General features: G+C 38.9%; 13 protein-coding genes. 5 read left to right on the top strand and 8 right to left on the bottom strand.

The features are described from left to right. Positions 1-162: 162 nt before the first annotated feature. Positions 163-3,849: a methionine synthase gene (gene metH, locus FY048_RS13525; RefSeq protein ID WP_446091485.1), complete on the bottom strand. Its 3,687-nt coding sequence runs from the start codon at positions 3,847-3,849 to the stop codon at positions 163-165. Positions 3,850-4,313: 464 nt separating this feature from the next. On the opposite strand from metH, the gene FY048_RS13520 reads away from it, so the two are divergent. Beyond that, a complete protein-coding gene (locus tag FY048_RS13520; protein WP_446091484.1) occupies positions 4,314-5,945 on the top strand; it encodes an inorganic phosphate transporter in 1,632 nt (543 codons plus the stop codon). A gap of 164 nt (positions 5,946-6,109) precedes the next feature. Beyond that, positions 6,110-7,444 carry a D-serine ammonia-lyase gene (locus FY048_RS13515; RefSeq protein ID WP_446091483.1) on the top strand — a complete coding sequence of 445 codons (1,335 nt, stop codon included), beginning with the start codon at positions 6,110-6,112 and terminating at the stop codon, positions 7,442-7,444. A gap of 42 nt (positions 7,445-7,486) precedes the next feature. On the opposite strand, the gene FY048_RS13510 is transcribed toward FY048_RS13515, so the two are convergent. From FY048_RS13510 to FY048_RS13490, 5 genes are all read right to left on the bottom strand, one after another. Further along, positions 7,487-9,034 carry a hypothetical protein gene (locus FY048_RS13510; RefSeq protein WP_446091482.1) on the bottom strand — a complete coding sequence of 516 codons (1,548 nt, stop codon included), beginning with the start codon at positions 9,032-9,034 and terminating at the stop codon, positions 7,487-7,489. A gap of 552 nt (positions 9,035-9,586) precedes the next feature. Then, on the bottom strand, positions 9,587-9,751 hold the full coding sequence (locus FY048_RS13505; RefSeq protein WP_016138934.1) for a hypothetical protein: 165 nt from the start codon (positions 9,749-9,751) through the stop codon (positions 9,587-9,589). 107 nt (positions 9,752-9,858) lie between these two features. Beyond that, a complete protein-coding gene (locus FY048_RS13500; protein ID WP_446091481.1) occupies positions 9,859-10,863 on the bottom strand; it encodes an SUMF1/EgtB/PvdO family nonheme iron enzyme in 1,005 nt (334 codons plus the stop codon). Further along, positions 10,860-12,536, bottom strand: coding sequence for an arylsulfatase (locus FY048_RS13495; RefSeq protein ID WP_446091480.1), 1,677 nt, complete (start codon positions 12,534-12,536; stop codon positions 10,860-10,862). Before FY048_RS13495 ends, FY048_RS13500 begins: the two co-directional genes overlap by 4 nt. A gap of 170 nt (positions 12,537-12,706) precedes the next feature. Next, a complete protein-coding gene (locus FY048_RS13490) occupies positions 12,707-13,324 on the bottom strand; it encodes a rhomboid family intramembrane serine protease (protein ID WP_336169428.1) in 618 nt (205 codons plus the stop codon). Positions 13,325-13,481: 157 nt separating this feature from the next. Here FY048_RS13490 and nfuA point away from each other — a divergent pair, with 157 nt between their 5' ends. Together nfuA and FY048_RS13480 are read left to right on the top strand one after the other, a co-directional pair. Beyond that, entirely contained in the window at positions 13,482-14,120 is a 639-nt protein-coding gene (nfuA, locus tag FY048_RS13485; RefSeq protein WP_336169427.1) for a Fe-S biogenesis protein NfuA, read from the top strand. Positions 14,121-14,289: 169 nt separating this feature from the next. Continuing rightward, complete coding sequence (locus tag FY048_RS13480; protein ID WP_446091479.1) at positions 14,290-16,554, top strand: TonB-dependent siderophore receptor; 2,265 nt, start codon at positions 14,290-14,292, stop codon at positions 16,552-16,554. 23 nt (positions 16,555-16,577) lie between these two features. Here the strand turns inward: FY048_RS13480 and FY048_RS13475 are convergent, their stop codons facing one another. Both FY048_RS13475 and FY048_RS13470 read right to left on the bottom strand, forming a co-directional pair. Beyond that, positions 16,578-17,585 (bottom strand): hypothetical protein, encoded by a 1,008-nt coding sequence (locus FY048_RS13475; RefSeq protein WP_446091478.1) that lies wholly within the window; start codon positions 17,583-17,585, stop codon positions 16,578-16,580. Between the two features lie 26 nt (positions 17,586-17,611). After that, entirely contained in the window at positions 17,612-18,637 is a 1,026-nt protein-coding gene (locus FY048_RS13470; RefSeq protein ID WP_446091477.1) for an alpha/beta fold hydrolase, read from the bottom strand. A gap of 285 nt (positions 18,638-18,922) precedes the next feature. On the opposite strand from FY048_RS13470, the gene FY048_RS13465 reads away from it, so the two are divergent. Continuing rightward, the gene (locus tag FY048_RS13465; RefSeq protein WP_016138926.1) at positions 18,923-19,537 is read left to right on the top strand and encodes a carbonic anhydrase; all 615 of its coding nucleotides are present in this window, start codon (positions 18,923-18,925) and stop codon (positions 19,535-19,537) included. Positions 19,538-19,561: the final 24 nt, after the last annotated feature.

Here is a 19,561-nt window from a genome sequence, read left to right as displayed (position 1 = left end):
TTTAATAGATAAATTATATATTTTTTATTTGAATATCAATTTAATCCTTCTCAACCTCCCTTTTTCAAAGAGAGGAGATGTCATGTATTTCATTTACTCACATGACATCTCTCTATTTTCTATTTTTAAAGAGGGGGTAGAGAAGATTAAAAGGACTCTAAATCAGACAATCGAATCATCTAAATTCGGCCCTAACCAGCGTTTTGCCTCATCAAGTGTCCAACCTTTACGTTTTGCATAATCTTCAAGTTGGTCTTGAGAGATTTTACCCACGTTAAAGTATTCACTTTGTGGATGAGAGTAATAGAAACCACTTACCGAAGATGGCGGCATCATTGCAAAGTGTTCAGTGAGTTTGGTGCCGATTTTATCTGTAGAACCTAACCAGTCAAACAACACAGCTTTTTCAGAGTGTTCTGGGCAAGCAGGGTAGCCTGGTGCAGGGCGAATACCGACATATTTCTCTTTAATTAGTTCTTCATTGCTGAGCTGTTCATCAGCTTTATAACCCCAGAACTCTTTACGAATGCGTTCATGCAAATGTTCTGCAAAGGCTTCAGCAAAACGGTCGGCTAGTGACTGAACTAAAATTGCAGAGTAGTCATCACCTTTAGCTTTGTATTCATTTGCCAATTCTTCTGCACCAAAAATCGATACAGTGAATCCGCCTAAGTAATCCTGTTGCTCACGGTCAGTACGAATGTAATCTGCCAAAGACAAGTTCGGTTTACCTGTTACTTTGTCAGATTGTTGACGTAAGTGCTCAAAAGTATGCGTAACATTTTGGCCAGCTTGATCAAATACGCTGACCGTGTCAGCATCAGTGCGCTGAGCAGGGAACATACCAAATACAGCACGTGCATCAAAAAGGTTGTTGTCGATAATATCTTTCAACATTGCTTGAGCTTGGTTGTACAAATCTGTTGCGGCTTCACCAACCACTTCATCTTCTAAAATTTTTGGGAACTTACCTGCCAAACTCCAAGAAATGAAGAATGGTGTCCAGTCAAAATATTCTACAAGTGTTGCAAGTGGATAATTGGTTAAGACCTGTGTTCCCAAAAGATTTGGTTTTGCAGGAACATAACTCTCATCAATTTTAAAGCCGTTTTTAACAGATTCCGCATAAGTCAGTTTGGCAGCTTTAGGCTGTTTGTTGGCTAAGCGCTCACGAATTTTGACATATTCTGCGCGGTGCTCTTCAATGAATTTTCCGCGCATTTCTTTTGAAAGCAGGGTAGTTGCAACACCTACAGCACGTGAAGCATCGGCAACATAAATCACAGCATCGTTTTGATATTGAGGGTCAATTTTTACTGCTGTGTGTGCTTTTGATGTTGTTGCACCACCAATCAATAAAGGAATGTTAAAACCTTTACGTTGCATTTCTTTCGCAACAAATACCATTTCATCTAAAGATGGGGTAATCAGACCTGATAACCCAATGATGTCACATTTTTCATCAATCGCAGTTTGCAAGATTTTCTCGCAAGGTACCATCACGCCAAGGTCAACAATATCGTAACCATTACAACCCAGCACAACACCTACAATATTTTTACCAATATCGTGTACGTCGCCTTTAACAGTTGCCATCAGGACTTTACCTTTAGATTGGCTACCTGTTTTTTCAGCTTCAATGTACGGGTTGAGCCAAGCTACAGATTGCTTCATGACACGTGCAGATTTCACAACCTGAGGTAAGAACATTTTGCCTGAACCGAACAAGTCACCAACAACGTTCATGCCGTCCATCAAAGCGCCTTCAATTACATCTAAAGGACGTTTAGCTTTTAGGCGAGCTTCTTCTGTATCTTCGTCAATGTAGGTGGTAATACCTTTGACCAACGCATATTCAAGACGTTTTTCTACAGGTTCGTTACGCCATTCAAGGTTTTCAGCTTCACGTTGAGCACCACTATGGCCACGGAACTTTTCAGCGACTTCAAGTAGTTTTTCGGTCGCAAGCTGACCAGATTCACCTTGGTTCTGGTTTAAAACAACATCTTCAACTGTATCTTTGAGTTCTTTAGGAATATCGTCATAAATTGCCATTTGACCAGCATTTACAATCCCCATGGTCATGCCTTGTTTAATGGCATGGTACAAGAACACAGAGTGAATCGCTTCACGAACAGGCTCATTTCCACGGAACGAGAACGAAACGTTCGATACACCACCAGAAATCATGGCGTGAGGTAGGTTTTGTTTAATCCAACCAGTGGCTTCAATAAAATCGACACCATAGTTATTGTGTTCTTCAATACCTGTTGCTACTGCAAACACGTTCGGGTCAAAAATAATATCTTCAGCAGGGAAGCCAACATCGTTAACTAAAACGTCATAAGAACGTTTACAGATTTCACGCTTACGTGTAGCGGTGTCGGCCTGACCTGTTTCATCAAAGGCCATCACAATAATCGCAGCACCATATTGGCGACACAGGCGAGCTTTTTCGACAAACTCGTCATAACCTTCTTTTAAGGAAATCGAGTTAACAACGGGTTTACCTTGTACGCATTTTAAGCCTGCTTCAATGATTTCCCATTTCGATGAGTCAATCATGATTGGCACACGTGAAATATCTGGTTCAGAGGCCACAAGGTTTAAGAAATGTACCATCGCATTTTGCGAATCGAGCATCCCTTCATCCATGTTAATGTCGATAATCTGTGCGCCAGCTTCGACTTGTTGCTGGGCAACTTCTAAAGCTTCGGCAAAATTTTCTTCACGAATTAAGCGTAAGAATTTTTTTGAACCAGTAACGTTGGTACGTTCACCTACGTTAACGAACAATGAGTCATCATAAATATTAAATGGTTCTAAACCACTTAAGCGACAAGCTGGTTTAGTTTCAGGAATTTGACGTGGTGCAATGTCTTTTACAGCATTGGCAATCGCACGAATATGATCTGGTGTCGTACCACAGCAACCGCCGGTAATATTGATCAAACCACTTTCTGCAAATTCTTTTAAGAAAGCAGCAGTTTGCTCTGGTGTTTCATCATATTCACCAAAAGCATTTGGTAAGCCTGCATTTGGATGGGCAGAAATGAATGTATCCGCCACATCAGACACGGTTTTAACGTGAGGACGCATTGCATCTGCACCAAGGGCACAGTTGAAACCAATTGAAAGTAAGTCACCATGACGTACAGAGTTCCAGAACGCTTCAGCAGTTTGACCTGTTAAGGTACGGCCTGAGGCATCGGTAATGGTCCCCGAAATCATGAGTGGTAATTCATAACCAAGTTGTTTAAAGACTTCTTTCACCGCAAAAATTGCAGCTTTACAGTTTAATGTATCAAAAACGGTTTCAATCAGAAGGATATCTGCACCGCCTTCAATGAGCGCATGAGTTGCCTCAATATAGTTTTCTTTTAGCTCATCAAAGGTAATATTACGAAATGCGGGGTCATTTACATTAGGTGAAATTGAACAAGTACGCGATGTTGGACCGAGTACACCCGCTACAAAACGTGGTTTATCTGGAGTTGAATACTTTTCACAAGCTGCTTTGGCTAAACGTGCTGCTTCACGGTTAATCTCTGGAACAAGATCTTCCATGTGGTAATCAGACATTGAAACACGCGTGCCGTTAAAGCTGTTGGTTTCAATAATGTCTGCGCCCGCATCAAGATAAGCTTCATGAATACTTTGGATGATTTCGGGTTGAGTTAGCACAAGAAGGTCATTGTTACCTTTTAAGTCATGTGCCCAATCGGCAAAACGCTCACCACGGTAGTCGGCTTCTTCTAGTTTATGGCGTTGAATCATGGTACCCATCGCACCATCAATAATCAGAATGCGTTTGGCAAGAAGCGCTTTTAGGGTGGCAAGCGTAGACATAGAAAACCCCGATATTGTACAAATTTAAAAATGCGGCGCTATTGTAACAGAATAGTTGCACAATTGATGAGCTATAACGACCCGTCATTCACTTGTAATAGATTCATTAGGAAAACGGCTTTTATGACAAATAGAGATTGTTTTTTCATCAAATATTCATGAAATGATCATGATATTGAAATATTTCATCTGCAATATTCCGTTTTATGACAATTAAGCTGTTTAAAAAATAATCATACGGCTAATTTTTTATATATTTTTGCTTTAAAAATAGTCACAAATAAGGAATCTATAAATTGATTTAAATTATTGTATTTTAATAAAAAAATAAATTGGATAGAGGAAAGGTGCATCAAATGAGGTCAAAATATGAAAAATTGACTTCATCAGGCGCCGCTTTGTCATATAATTGTCATAATTTAATTTAAGAATACAGAGGATTTTTCTATCCTCTTACCGTCTGCATGAATTCTAATCTACCCCCTGTTTCGGATTCAAAACTTGCGGCAAACCTGCAAGTCAAATCGACGAATGTACATGTCCCAACACCTAAGTTTTTTATGCCGGTGTTTTTGACGATTATTGTTGCGACACTTATTTATATTGGATTTCAGGTGAGTGCTGATTTAGCACATGTTCCACCTTTGAGTCTCTATTCGGTTATTCTTTTATCTACTGCACTCTTGATTGCTTTAGGCTTTGAGTTTGTAAATGGCTTCCACGATACTGCAAATGCAGTAGCAACAGTGATTTACACCAATGCTTTACCTGCACCAGTTGCAGTCATGTGGGCAGGTTTTTGTAATTTTCTTGGGGTAATGGTTGCAAGCGGCGCAGTCGCTTACGGCATTATTGCATTGTTGCCTGTTGAACTGATTATGAACATGGGTAGCGGTGCAGGTTTCGCAATGGTTTTTGCGCTGCTTATTGCTGCGATTCTCTGGAACTTGGGTACTTGGTTCTTGGGTATTCCTGCTTCTAGCTCTCATACCTTGATTGGTTCAATCTTGGGTGTGGGCATTATGAACCATCTGTTGAGTGCATCGACTGGCGTAACAACCAGCGGTGTTGATATGGATCAGGTGATTAAAGTCGGTAAGGCTTTATTATTTTCGCCTTTAATTGGTTTTGCTTTTGCAGCGATTGTATTCTTGTTGGTTAAAACTGTTTTTAAACGCCAATTAGAATTATTTCAGCCACCAGAAGGTAACAAACCACCACCAGCAATCATTCGTGCAATTTTAATCTTTACCTGCACAGGTGTAAGTTTTGCACATGGTTCTAATGACGGTCAAAAAGGTATGGGTCTCATCATGCTGATTTTGGTTGGTCTGGTGCCGTTGGCTTATTCATTAAATAAAAATCTTGATACACAACAAGTTCAATCATTCCATCAGCTTTCTTCTCAAACTGCCGTATTTTTAAATCAAAATAAGCCAGAATTAACCGATGAAAAAGCTCGTGTTATTTTGACTAAATATATTCAAACTAAACAGCAAACCCCAGAAGTAGTGCCTGCATTGGCAAGCATGACTGATCATTTGGGTGAGCGCGTTTCTAGCTATAACAACTTAAAAGACATTCCAGAAGCTGCGATTAGTGAAATTCGTAATGACATGTATTTAAGCACCACTTCGTTTAAACGTTTGGACAAAGCGAATGCATTACCAAAAATGGATCAGTCACAACAAAAACTTGTGAAAGAATACCGTAGTAGCTTAGATTCATTCTTACAATACATTCCAACTTGGGTGAAAGTAGCAGTTGCTTTGGCACTTGGCTTAGGCACCATGGTGGGCTGGAAACGTATTGTTGTGACTGTAGGTGAGCGTATTGGTAAGCATCATATGACTTATGGTCAGGGGATGTCTGCTGAGCTTGTAGCAATGAGTACAATTGCAGCTGCTGACGGTTTAGGTATGCCTGTTTCAACAACACACGTTTTAAATAGTGCTGTTGCAGGTACCATGGTCGCGAATAGATCAGGCTTAAACTTCAATACAGTTAAAACAATTTTATCTGCATGGGTATTTACACTTCCTGCAACAATCTGTTTGTCAGGCGGTTTGTACTGGTTATTCTTACAGTTTGTATAAAAGCATTTAAAAAATTAAAGCCACTGTAAACAGTGGCTTTTTTATTTGTTTCTTTTTAAAGTTCAGTCTATTTTCATGTACATTCAATTATAAATTAACAAGTCGTTATAGAGCATCAAGCAGCTTCAAAAGCTGGGCTTAAAACTTTGATATCAGGATAGATTATGGATGCGGTTCAACTAGATCAGTTAAAACAACAATTTCCACTTATTGAGACATTGCAAGCCTATCAAGAGACATTTTGGTTTACACCTCATCGCTATCCTTTAACAGAAGCTTTAGAAAAAGTTGGACTCACAGCAGAGGATGTAAGTGACGCGGAAGCAAGGCTAGCGCGTTTCGCACCTTATTTAGCAAAAGTGTTTCCTGAGACTCAAGCTCAACATGGAAAAATTGAATCAGATATCGTTGAAATTACGAAAATGCAGCAAGCACTTTCTGCAACAGAACAAGTGCAACTGAGTGGAGCATTCTGGCTAAAAAAAGATAGTCATCTCCCTATTTCTGGTTCAATTAAAGCACGTGGTGGTATTTATGAAGTCTTAGCTCACGCCGAAAAATTGGCAATTGAGGCAGGGCTCCTCAAGTTGGAAGACGATTACAGTAAGTTAGATCAAGATTCATTTCGAACGTTTTTTTCTAAGTATCAAATTGCAGTAGGTTCTACAGGCAACCTAGGGCTTTCGATTGGCATTATGAGCGCCAAACTGGGTTTTAGAGTCACAGTCCATATGTCTGCCGATGCGAGACAGTGGAAGAAAGACAAACTACGTTCACTGGGCGTCAATGTTGTGGAATATGCCAGTGATTATGGCGTAGCGGTTGAAGAGGGAAGAAAAGCAGCAGAGCAAGATCCACACTGTTTTTTTATTGATGATGAAAACTCGAAAACATTATTTTTAGGCTATGCCGTTGCAGGAATACGCTTAAAACAGCAATTTGAGCAAAAACAGATTAAAGTTGATGCTGAACACCCATTATTTGTTTATTTGCCGTGTGGCGTGGGTGGTGGCCCTGGTGGAGTGAGTTTTGGGTTAAAACTGGCTTTTGGTGAGCATGTACATTGTATTTTTGCTGAACCAACCCATTCGCCTTGCATGTTACTTGGTGTACACACTGGTTTGCATGATCAGATTTCAGTAAATGACATTGGCATCGATAACGTTACAGCCGCAGATGGGCTTGCAGTAGGTCGTGCTTCAGGTTTTGTGGGGCGTGCTATGCAACAGCTAATTGATGGTTATTACACTATTCATGATGAACGTTTGTATGAACTCATTGCGCTTTTAAATCAAACTGAAAATATTCAGCTTGAGCCTTCAGCGGTGGCAGGCATGATGGGTCCATATTATGTTCAGACGAGTCCTGATTATCTGGCTTTACATCAACTATCAGCTGAGAAATTAAAACAGGCAACCCATGTAGTATGGGCGACAGGAGGTGGTATGGTGCCGTCTGACGAAATGCAAAAATATCTATCACACTTTCAAAATAAATAAACACAGAAAAAAGCCCAATTCTAGAATTGGGCTTCAATCAAATTATTTTTTAGATGATTTTCCAAAAGGTAGCTTTTCGGTTGCAAAGCCATAGATTGCAGCAAAAGGCAGGGCAGTTCTTGCTAAATAAGCAACACGCCACAATCCACCGTGGTTGGCACCTTCCATCATAAGTTCAAGCGGATGGTCTAGCTCAGTTTCAGGATTTGCCACAGAAGACTCATTTCTTAAGTCATGAATCCAGATTGCTGCCATAATGGCATTGGTGGTTTCAGGGCTAAATGCTTCTACATCAAAAAGCTCTGCACCATTAAAAGCTGCTTTCAATAATGGGTTTTTAGTCACAGAGTAGGTGGTTGTAGATGGAGCAATATTAATACTTACATGTTGCCCCTGATGACGGGCCAAAATAGCACGCCATTGTTGAATGCGTTTTGCCAACGCATAATTTGGACCTTGCTCAACGACTAGACAGTCGGCAATACCATAAGTTTTTCCATTTTCACAATCAATCAAGTCTTGATATGGCGCTTGAAAAAAACGGTTTAAGGAAAGTGTAGAAACGCCTTTCACTGCCATTTTTTGTATTTTTGTGCGTGATTTAAATTTTTGTTGAGCAGCTTTGGCTACGTCTTTAGGAACCGCGTAAACATCGGTTGGCGTGCACATAAACATAAGGCTTGTCTCAGGTTTATGCTCGCTCACATATTGCATAATGCTGTCCATTGCCATGGAAACACGAACGTGCTTTTCACCATCTAAATAAGCAATTGCGGCCAAATCTAACTTTTGCGGAAACTGAACTAGCCACTGTGCAATTTCTGGTAATTGAGTCAATAAATTTGCACCCAATTTATCTCTTAATTCAGAAACTTTTGCTGATGAATCAATTTGTTCAACACTTGGTGCAATCAGAGTTGCGTTTCCTTGCTGAATCGTATTTAAAATTTTGCCCCAGACACGTGGGTTTGGTAAGTCGACTGCAATAATATTCGCTTTCCATTTGGCTAACCAAGGCAGGGGGCCTGCTTCTGAAGCTGCACCAAACAACACCATGGTACGGTCAGATAAATCAAACCATTCTGGGTGTGCAGTAGCTTCACGCAAAGCTTTTGCATGGCTTGGTTCAATAATACCAGCCTCTTCCCAACGTTGAATTTGATCTAGCAAGCTTTGTCCACTGAGTTTTTGTCCTTTGTAAGGTACATACCACTCTGGAGCTGCTTCACTTTCACCTTTAATTTTTACTGTATGAAGGGGTGTTGATGAAGCAATATGAACTGCATCTTTTAAAAGGTAATGTTTACTATCACGATAATAGTCAAAAATATGGTGAGCTTTATGCAAACCTTGCTTAGCAATAGTAATTGGGTTGCTACTATTTGAGATCCCTTGCTTAACAAGTGCTTTAAAATAGATAGGGTAGTTTTTTCGCCAGTTTTTTTCATTCAACACTTGTTGCGCGGTTTTATTATCTACAACAGATAAAGCCTCTGACAAAATCTCTTGGCCTGTAAGAGATGTGCTTTGTTTTTTTGTTGAGGCGTGTACTGGAAATTGTAGACCTTCGACTTGACTTGTGCTGGACATAAAATATCTCGTTATAAGACTGGGTTAATATACAGATGTATACATTATCTATGCCAATGAAAGGAAACGAGTGGCAATAACTGACAAAATAATATTGATTATTTATGTGATGAAACATGGAAGAGCGATTTATTATGATAAATTCATCTCATTTTGGTCTTAATTTTTTTCACAATTTTAGAACATTTTTATAGACTTACGTTACATAAATGATTATTTTGTATTAAGCAAATACATCAGTTTTAACCTGAAGGTAAAATGTTCAAAATGTATCAATAATACAGATGCAGAAATGATTAAAAACTAGACTTTTTTATTAAAAGATAAGAAAAGTCAGACGGAATAAGAAAGAATTGGGGTGAAACTAGATAGAAGACAACATAAGATTGTCTTTTAAAAATCTTGGGGATATGGTGATTTTTTGCACCATAATTTTCTAGTTTCATCCCATCTATTTTTGGGTTGGAACCCGCCATTTTCAAACTCACTTATCATTCAATTAAACTCTATTTCTTTAACGTAACTTCAAAATTACTTTAAGAATGAGTGTTTCTAACAACGTCCTTTTTTCGCTTGTCCTGGTGGGCAAAAGTCTCCGGGATGGTTGTGATAAGGTGAATCTGGATCAATCACAATACTACCTTCCCGTGTATGAACTGCACAGGCGGATAATGACATTGTGAAAATTGCTGCTACACAAAGAAATAATGCTTTCATCATGTTCTCACTTTTTTATCATTCTCCTTTGTACTATAGAAATATATTGATTATTTTTCGATCTGCTTTTCGTTAAAAATATATTTAATAATTTTGATTAAAAGAAACTAATCAGATCGTAAAATTGTTCGAAAGCCAACGTGTGTTGCTGCTAAATCAAAGTCTTGCGGATAGCGACTACTGTTTCGATAACGTGAACAATAATTTTGAGCGCAAAGAAAAGATCCGCCTTTAATTACATATTGTGTACTGGTTGTTTTTTGTTGCCTTAAATCAGAATAATTTCCCATATGTTGGTCATGGGCGCCTTGATAAGGAGAGGATGTCCATTCCCATACATTTCCAATTGTATCAAACAGTTTGAAATTATTTGCCGCAAAACATCCAACGGGCGCTACATCTTTAAAGTGATCTTGATTTAGGTTTTGAAAAGGGAATTCACCTTGCCAATAATTTGCTTGTGGATGTTGGTGTTCATCGGTAGGCCCTTGATGTAAGGGCGTATCAGTTTTTGAGTTGGCTTTAGCTGCATATTCCCATTCTAGTTCTGTTGGTAAATCATGCCCAAGCCAGACTGCATAATGTTCAGCATCATTTTTACTCACATATCGCACAGGTTCATTTGGATTAGCTACCGCACCATTACTGCCATTTGGAGTTTTCCATGTATATCCCGATTTTAGCTGCCACCATTGCTGTGGGTGATGAGGATCTGGTGAAAAAACAGCAGCCTGCTTTTGTTTTTCGGCATCGGTAATATAGCCCGTTGCTTTCACGAAGCTTGCAAATTGAGCAACCGTAACTTCAGTCTGATCAATCCAGAATCCTTTGACTTCCCGTTGTTTTTTTCCAAAATTAAGTTCATCGGGATAGGCTTTCTCAGAACCAAAATTAACATGCCCATCGGCAATTAAAACCATTCCAGCTGTGGGTTGTTTTAGCCAACCTTGAGGTAGTCCTGTGTAGTTTTTACATTTCTCAATAGACCCCAAGTCAGCTAAAGAAATTTGCTGCTGAGACGATGGTGTGGATTCAGAAACTTGTGAAGATTGACTACAGCCTGCCATAAAAGACAGGCTGATGGTCGTCACTAAAAATGGTTTCAATCTCATTTGGCGTTATATTCCTGCACACCATTTTTTTCAGTATATTTTTGATAGACTGATAACAATTCTTGGACTTTTGTTGGGTAAAGCTGAGCAACGTTCTGTCTTTCCCCTCGATCCGCTTTAATGTTGTATAGCTCCCAAGTTCCTGTACCTAGCTCAGGACGGCCTTGAAGTGCAATTTTCCACTCGCCTTGTTTTGCATATTTACTGCCATGTAACTCATCAGCAAAACTAAAATTTTCGGGGCGAATCGTAGTGGTTTTATTTTCAAGCAAAGGTTTCCATGAAATCCCTGATGGCGTGTTAATGGTACGGCCATTGTATTGGCCTTGCGGTACTGGAATATGAGCATATTCTAGTAAAGTTGGGAAAACATCGAGTACTGATGCAAAGCTATGATTCGTTTCTTCTGCTTTTTTCTGATTTGGTAATTTTACGATAGCAGGGGCAGTAGTTGCACCTTCACCAGCTGTATCCTTCCACAAATGGAAGGGTGCAGCACTAACCTCGGCCCAACGTGGTCCAATATAGTGATATGAAGTTGGTGTACCTACATTTGCTACAGAGTTATCAAAGCCAGATTCACTGCCATATCCTCCACGAACGAAACCTTCCGCACCATTGTCGGAAACAAAGAAAATTAAGGTGTTGTCATAAAGATTATTTTGTTTGAGGTATTGAATAATGCGGCCCACATTGGCATCGAGATTTTCTACCATACCTGCATAGATTTCCATTTTACGGGCTTCTAGTGCTTTTTGTTCAGCAGTTAATTCATTCCATTTTCCATATTTTTGTGGAGCATTTTGAGTTGCAATTGGTTCGGCTGCATCAAAGTTTGCAGGGATAATACCAAGCTGTTTTTGGCGTGCAATACGCGCATTACGAATTGCATCGTAACCAACATCGTAAACTCCACGGTATTTTTCACGGTATTCCGCAGGTGCCTGAATTGGCCAATGAGGCGCTGTATAGGCAGCATAAGCAAAGAACGGTTTGCCACTATTTTTGCCTGAGTCTAAATAGCTCAGTAATTTATCGGTAAAATAATTTGTCGAGAAAAAGTCATCAGGCAATGCTGAAACAGGAATAATTTGCCCATCTTCCGTATAGGTCGAATTTCGCTTAAATGCACTTGGCGCTTGTTTAAAGTGATGATCTAGACCTTGTAATAAGGTAAATGAATGATCAAAACCTTTTGCGTGTGCATTGGTTTCAGGGGTTAACCCTAAATGCCATTTACCGCTGATGTACGTGCGGTAACCATTATCTTTAAGTACTTGAGCGATGGATAGAGAACGGTCATTTAAATATCCCTCGTAGCCTGGTTGTCCTTTCAAATGTTCTGGTGTGAGTTCAGCCATTGCCCCAATGCCCGCTAAATGGTGATCAGTCCCTGAAATGAGTTGAGAGCGTGTTGGAGAACAGGTTGGGGCAGTATGATAATCTGTTAAAAGGCGACCTTCTTGAGCCAAACTATCAATATTAGGGGTGTGAATTTCACCACCAAAAGCCCCTAAGTCTGAATAGCCTAAGTCATCAGCCATAATAAATAAGATATTCGGTTGCTTAGGCGTGCTTACGACATTTTCTTGATTATCGTTGTCATTACATCCAGCCAAAGATAAGCTAAATAAAGCAATGGAAAGGCTAGATAAAATTGCTTTGTACGTCATTGTATCATCTGATTTATTAAAAGAATTGGCACGAGTTTAATCAGATGGTTTTTGCAATCAAAACAAAGAAAAGATCAAAGATAATCAGAAAAAAGACTGAGAATTTATGGTGATAAACAAATGAGAAAAAAAGAAAAGCCCACAAGGGGCCATTCTTTAATTTATTTTGTTTAGAAAGGAAGGCGAGTAAGTTGGTCTAAGAAATGGGGAATAACTTTTGGTTCAAGTAAAATTGTTACGATGACACCATAAGCTGCACCCCATAAATGAGCACTATGGTTGATATGACTATTACCGCGTTTACCAGCCCAAATACTGTACGCTATATATAAAATTGCAAAAATAATAGCGGGTACAGGAATGAAAAATACAAAAATTAGCTTCCATGGCTGAAACAGAATATAAGCAAATAAAACAGCCGAAACAGCACCCGAAGCGCCTAGACTGGCCCAATTCGCATCATTTTTATGTTGTAGGTAGCTTGGTAAAATTGCAAAAATTAAACCGCCTAAATAGAACAACACAAAACCCATGTCGTAAAAATATTGGCGATAAAAACTTTCAATAATACTGCCAAAGAAGAACAGGGTAATCATGTTGAAAAGTAGATGTGTTCCATCAGCATGGATAAAGCCATGAGTAATGAAGCGATCAATCTGTCCACGTTGCATTGCAGGTGGCCAAAAAATTAGCCGGTTCATCACGTTTTGGTTGCTAAAAGCAATTAAAGAGATAATGACCGTAATAATAATAAGAGTAACTGTATGGTTAAATGGCAAATGCAACATAAGAAATATTTAAAAAATGATCAATACTGGCTCAATAATGCCATTAAAAACTTAAGTTGAAACCCTGTTGTGTATAAATCCGACAAATTTAGTTGATTTTTTTTAAATCCCCCTCATCTTCGGTTAATATAAAGGCATCAGCTTGAGGAATATTGTTATGTCGACTGAGAACACCAACACTGCTGTTGCAGAAGAAATTCCAAACCTTTTGATTACACCATCTGCACAAGAGTATTTGCACGATTTATTAACGAAGCAAAATACTCCGGGAATTGGCGTTCGAGTTTTTGTTGAACATCCGGGTACGCCACGTGCAGAATGTTGCATGGCATATAGTGCGCCAGAAGAAGTGATCCCAACGGATTATAAACAGGACTATCCTGATTTTCCTGCCTATATTGATGCACCATCTATTCCTTATCTTTTAGATGCTGTAATTGATTACAACAAAGACCGTTTTGGTGGTCAGCTTACTTTCCGTGCACCAAATTCTAAGGTTCCACGTGTTGGTCCAGATGCATCGATTGAAGAGCGTATTACTTACATTCTTCAAGCAGAAATTAACCCAGGTCTTGCAGGGCATGGCGGAAATTGTAGCTTAGTAGAAGTACAAGATGATGCAGAACATGGTTTAACAGCTGTATTGAAATTTGGTGGTGGTTGCCAAGGCTGTTCTGCAATTGACGTGACCTTGAAACAGGGCGTTGAAACGACTTTAAGAGAGCAGATTCCTGAGCTTCAACGTGTGGTTGACCAAACTGACCATACGCAAGCTGAAGGTGCTTATTTCAAATAATCAAATTATTTGAAAAGTGACATAAAAAAGCCTCGCAATGAGGTTTTTTTATTATTCAATACAAATAATGATAATTATTATCAATATCATTTGTAATTTTATTTAGATTTGTTACAATGCCGAACTTAAAATGAGAGATGTTTAATAAATCAATATATTGGGAATACTTATGTCGAAGCGTATTATCCAGTCAGTGCTTTCTGTTTCAGTACTGGCAAGTATGATGTCTATGGCTTATGCTGCACAAAATGAGCAAGAACAAGCTGAACAAGCATTAGAAAAGCCTGCTGAACCTGTGAAATTGGAAACAATTTTCGTAACAGCTGAAGAGCAAGTGAAGCAATCGCTCGGTGTATCGGTTATTACCAAAGAAGATTTAGAAAAACTACCAGTCCGTAATGATATTTCTGATTATGTGCGTCGTATGCCGGGTGTCAATTTAACAGGCAATAGTGCAACGGGGCAGCGTGGTAATAATCGACAAATTGATATTCGTGGAATGGGTCCAGAAAATACGCTTATTTTAGTGGATGGAAAACCGATTAACTCTCGTAATTCAGTTCGTTATGGCTGGAAAGGAGAGCGTGATACACGAGGTGACTCAAATTGGGTCCCAGCAGAAGCAATCGAATCAATTGAAGTTTTACGTGGACCAGCCGCAGCTCGATATGGTTCGGGTGCAGCAGGTGGTGTAGTCAACATCATTACTAAAAAAGTGACGAATGAAACCCATGGCTCAGTAGAGTTTTATACTTCACAACCTGAAGACTCAAAAGAAGGTTCATCAAATCGTGTTGGTTTTAACGTAAGTGGACCACTGATCAAAGATGTTTTGTCATATCGTTTATATGGTAATTACAATAAAACAGAAGCTGACGATGTCGATATTAATAAATCAATAGGCAGTAATGCAGCTGGCCGTGAAGGCGTTAAAAATAAAGATATTTCAGGCCGTTTAGCTTGGCAAGCAACAGACCAACAAACGGTCTTGCTCGATGTCTCTTCTAGCAAACAAGGTAATATTTATTCGGGTGACTCTCAGTTAAATGCAAATGCTGAAGCCGATGCGATTCTTTCGGAACTTATTGGTAAAGAAACCAATACCATGTACCGCGATAGCTATGCGTTAACGCACGAAGGGGATTGGTCTTGGGGTAAGAGTAAGTTAGTTGCCCAATATGATAAAACCCACAACAAACGCCTTCCTGAAGGTCTTGGCGGCAGCACAGAAGGAAAAATTAATAATCTGGATGACAAAGCCACTTCACGCTTAGAGACTGTTCGTTTAAATGGTGAAGCCAATATTCCTTTTGAATATTATGTACCACACGTATTAACACTCGGTACTGAATGGGTTGAAGATAGATTTAAAGATAATATTTCGACAAATGAGGGCACAGACAGCAGCGGTTCAGGTTATGGCGATCAATTAGCCAAAGGCAATCGCAGTAAAATGGAATCACGTATTGCTTCTGCATATATCGAAGATAACTTAAAACTTACAGATAGCACCGATGCCGTGTTAGGTTTACGTTTCGACGACCATAGCAAATCTGGTTCTAATTGGAGCCCAAGCTTAAACGTTACTCAACGGCTCAATGATTATTTCACTTTAAAAGGTGGGGTAGCAAAAGCTTATAAAGCGCCAAACATGTATCAAAATGCCGAAGGATACTTACTCAGTACGAACGGCAATGGTTGCCCGGCCAATATTGAGTCACGTTGCTTATTGCAAGGTAATGGTGATTTAAAACCAGAAACTTCGGTAAACAAAGAGCTTGGTATCCAGTTCCAAAAAGATATCATAAATGCGAGCTTAACTTGGTTCCGCAATGACTATAAAGATAAGATTGTGGCGGGTACAAATGTTGTCGGAACAGTTGATGGTTCAAGCACCAATGCTAATACAGGAGCTGTGACCAATACCAAGTGGAATATCTTACGCTGGGAAAATACGCCTAAAGCATTAATTCAAGGTTTTGAAGGAAGTTTGGGGTTAGACTTTGGCGATATTCGTTGGACCAATAACTTTACTTACATGATGGACTCGAAAGATAAGCAAACAGGTAACCCATTATCTTTAGTTCCAAACTATACGATTAACTCAATTTTTGATTACGACATTACAGATCAGTTAGATGTGAATTTTGTATTTACTCAATATGGCCGTCAAAAGTCGCGTCAATTTGCTGAAAATAGAATCGAATCTGGCATTGGTTCAGGTGGAACAAATTCTGCAATTAAGCCAAGTACTGTAAAAAGCTATAGCACCGCTGGAATTAATATGGGTTATAAAATTTCAGACAATATTAGTACGCGTGTTGGCGTAAGTAACTTGTTTGATAAACAAATTTTAAGAGACAGTAATTCGATCAGTCAAACCTACAATGAGCCAGGTCGAGCTTATTACGCTTCTTTAAAATATTCTTTCTAATCAAGACAAATAACAAAGGCGCTTTAAGCGCCTTTGTTATTTATAATATTTAATGCTTTTTCAGAATAATAAAATTTCTCTAGGTAAACACGGGCGCGGCGTCTTAAATGTCCCGTTGTAACTAATTGCTGTAATACAGGCACAAGCAACTGAGTCAGTTCATGTTGAATTAAACTTTCATTAATATTGAGATCGCGCAGTAGCAAATCAAAACTACGTTCCTGATTGCGAACATACCAGGTGTAAATACCATCATGGACTTGTTGTTTCAGGTAATCAGTTTGACGAATGTGATCCCAAATCTCGTGTCCTAAACCTACAGTTTTTGATAAATCTTGAACTTCTACATAGTTTTTTAAGACAGAAAGTGGCATAGATTTAACTTTATGCCAAACATTTGCCTGAAAATGGTAGAGCTTATCATTGTCAAAATGTTGGTTTAAAACGCGCTCACTCATTTGACTCAGTTTTAAAATATTCTTTTGCAAATAATGATTAATCGTGTCGTCTAGATTTGAATCAGTCACTGTTTCTAGAACAGATTTCCCCATTTTCATAAAACGGCCTACACCCGGCACACGTTTTGACATAGATTCATCTAAGTAATCATGCATTGTTTGTTGAATCAGTTGAGTCAAGAGTGCTGAAAATGCAGGATTATTCACAATCGTTTTAATGATTTTTTTACGATGCTCTTCTTTACTTGCAACGTATTGCGCTATCCCATCAATTGTTAAAACAGGAATAACATCTTCAATTGTTGTATTTTCATTAGCTGGATGAATCAGTGCAAAGCGAATATGTTCTGCAATTTGTTCAAGCAGAAAATCAGAAGCAGGAGTTTCTAAAATCTGCTTTTGAATGAGCTGCTGGATTTGTTCAAAGGTCCAGAGGTGTTGTAGTTGCCGACTACCCAACCAATGATAAAATTGCTCAAATTCTTGTTTGATAACATGAGGCTGAGCAAATTCCTCATCTAAAAAATCAAGATGAGCTTCAATGAGTTTTTCTATAAGCGGTTGGGTAGACATAAGGTCTCACAAGTCCGAAGTTTTATTTAAGGTGTAGTCGTTTTTGCAGACTGATTTGTTTCTACTTTAAGTAAAAACGGTACATATTGTTGAATAACCAGCTGCTCGGCTTCCAATATTGGCATATGGCCGACATTCTCTAAAATCACTGGAGGCTGGGCATTCTTTAAAAGTCGTTTTAGTTCACTTGCTACTTCGACATTAATAATCTTATCTTGCTTGCCCCATAAAATCAGTGTCGGTGCATCGATTGTCTTGGTGAGAACTGCAAATGAATCTGGCGTGTAGACTTTATTGAGTGCAATCAGTTGATCAACCAGTTTTTGTGTTTGAGGCGCCTGATTAATCATGAGCTTCTCTTGAGCTTGAAGGAACTCTTTAGGAATAAATGGAGGATTAAACATGGTTTGCTTTAACAAATAGTTAAAGTCACCTTTTTTAGATACTAAAAGTTGTTTTAAGTAGGCTGGATCTTTTAAATAAATTGTATTTGCAGAACGGAAAATACCACCGCTATCAACCAAGAATAGGCTTTTGGTTTCAAATGGATATTGTCCAGCATAGAGTAGGGCAATCGAACCACCAAGTGAGTGGCCAGCAATGTGAATTGGGCCTTTTAAATTTGCAGCTTCAACAAATCGACGTAATTTTTCAGCAAGATTTGGGACAGAATAATCAAAGTCTTGAGAAACGATTGTTTCACCACTACCTGGTAAGTCTGGAATAATGACGTGGTAATTTGCTGTGAGATAACGCGCAACTCGGTTCCAGTTATCACGACTCCCGCCTAATCCATGAATAAGGAGCAACGTCGGTTTAGTCGTAGAACCACCTTCACTATATGACCATGTTACCTCGCCGACTTTTAAATTTTTACTTTGTAAACCTGCCCAACTGCGCTCTTGCTGTAAAATATTCTGAAAGTTTATATCTATCGTATCAGCTGCTTGCGTCTGAAAAACACCTGTTATTGTTGTAAGGCTACAGGCCAAGGCAAGTGCCATAGCTGTTTTCTTTAGGGTCGTTTTGGTTGATACAAACAGCGTCGTCATAAGATTTCATCCTTGAGGCATAAGCGAGTTTGAAAATTATTGAAAAACTTTGCCAATGAGTCATTTGCCAAATGATCAAAAGGAGAAAAATTATAGTCAATCCGAGAACCAAAGTATGTCTATTTTTTCACTAAACAGTACGAAATGTGCAGTAAATTCCCCATTCAAATAGAGTAAGTATTTTTTAAATTTTTCATGGAAAAGGATTTAATTTTTTGTCAGTGACATTCAAATTTTGACACATTAAAATGATTTCCAACCTTGAAAGAACAATGGAAATATAAAATGCCTACTGCGCAAGAAGTTTTAGATCGTCTGAAAGCTGGTAATCAACGATTTGTAAATGGAAATACTTCCCTTGCAAAAACCTTATCTCATCATGAACGCGCTGAAATGGCAAAGGATCAAAATCCGTTTGCGATTGTATTAGGTTGTTCAGATTCACGTGTTCCAGCAGAAATGGTATTTGACCAAGGTCTTGGTGACTTATTCGTAATTCGTGTTGCTGGTAACGTTGTTGCCCCTTCACAAGTAGGTAGTGTTGAATTCGCGGCAGAGCGTTATGACTGCCCAGTTGTTGTTGTATTAGGACATAGTCATTGTGGCGCGATTCAGGCGACCATTGATACATTAATGAACCCTGATCAGCCACCATCATCTAACTTAATGTCGATTGTGAACCGTGTTCGTCCATCAGTTGAAATTTTAATGCAAACTGATTTAAAAAATGATTTGAAGAAACTTTCATGTCATGCGGTACGTTCAAACGTTTTTGCTTCGGTAAATCAATTACGTCACGGTTCAAGTGTGCTTGAAAGCTTGATTGCACAAGGTAAATTAATTGTTGTTGGCGCTGAATATTCGCTAGAAACTGGTGAAGTTACTTTTTTTGATTTCTAATCATATTAGCAATAATACTTAAAA

This window comes from Acinetobacter sp. 1124_18A (genome assembly GCF_052824995.1).
The sequence above is the reverse complement of the archived record's forward strand: the minus strand, read 5'-3'. Positions and strand labels throughout refer to the sequence as shown.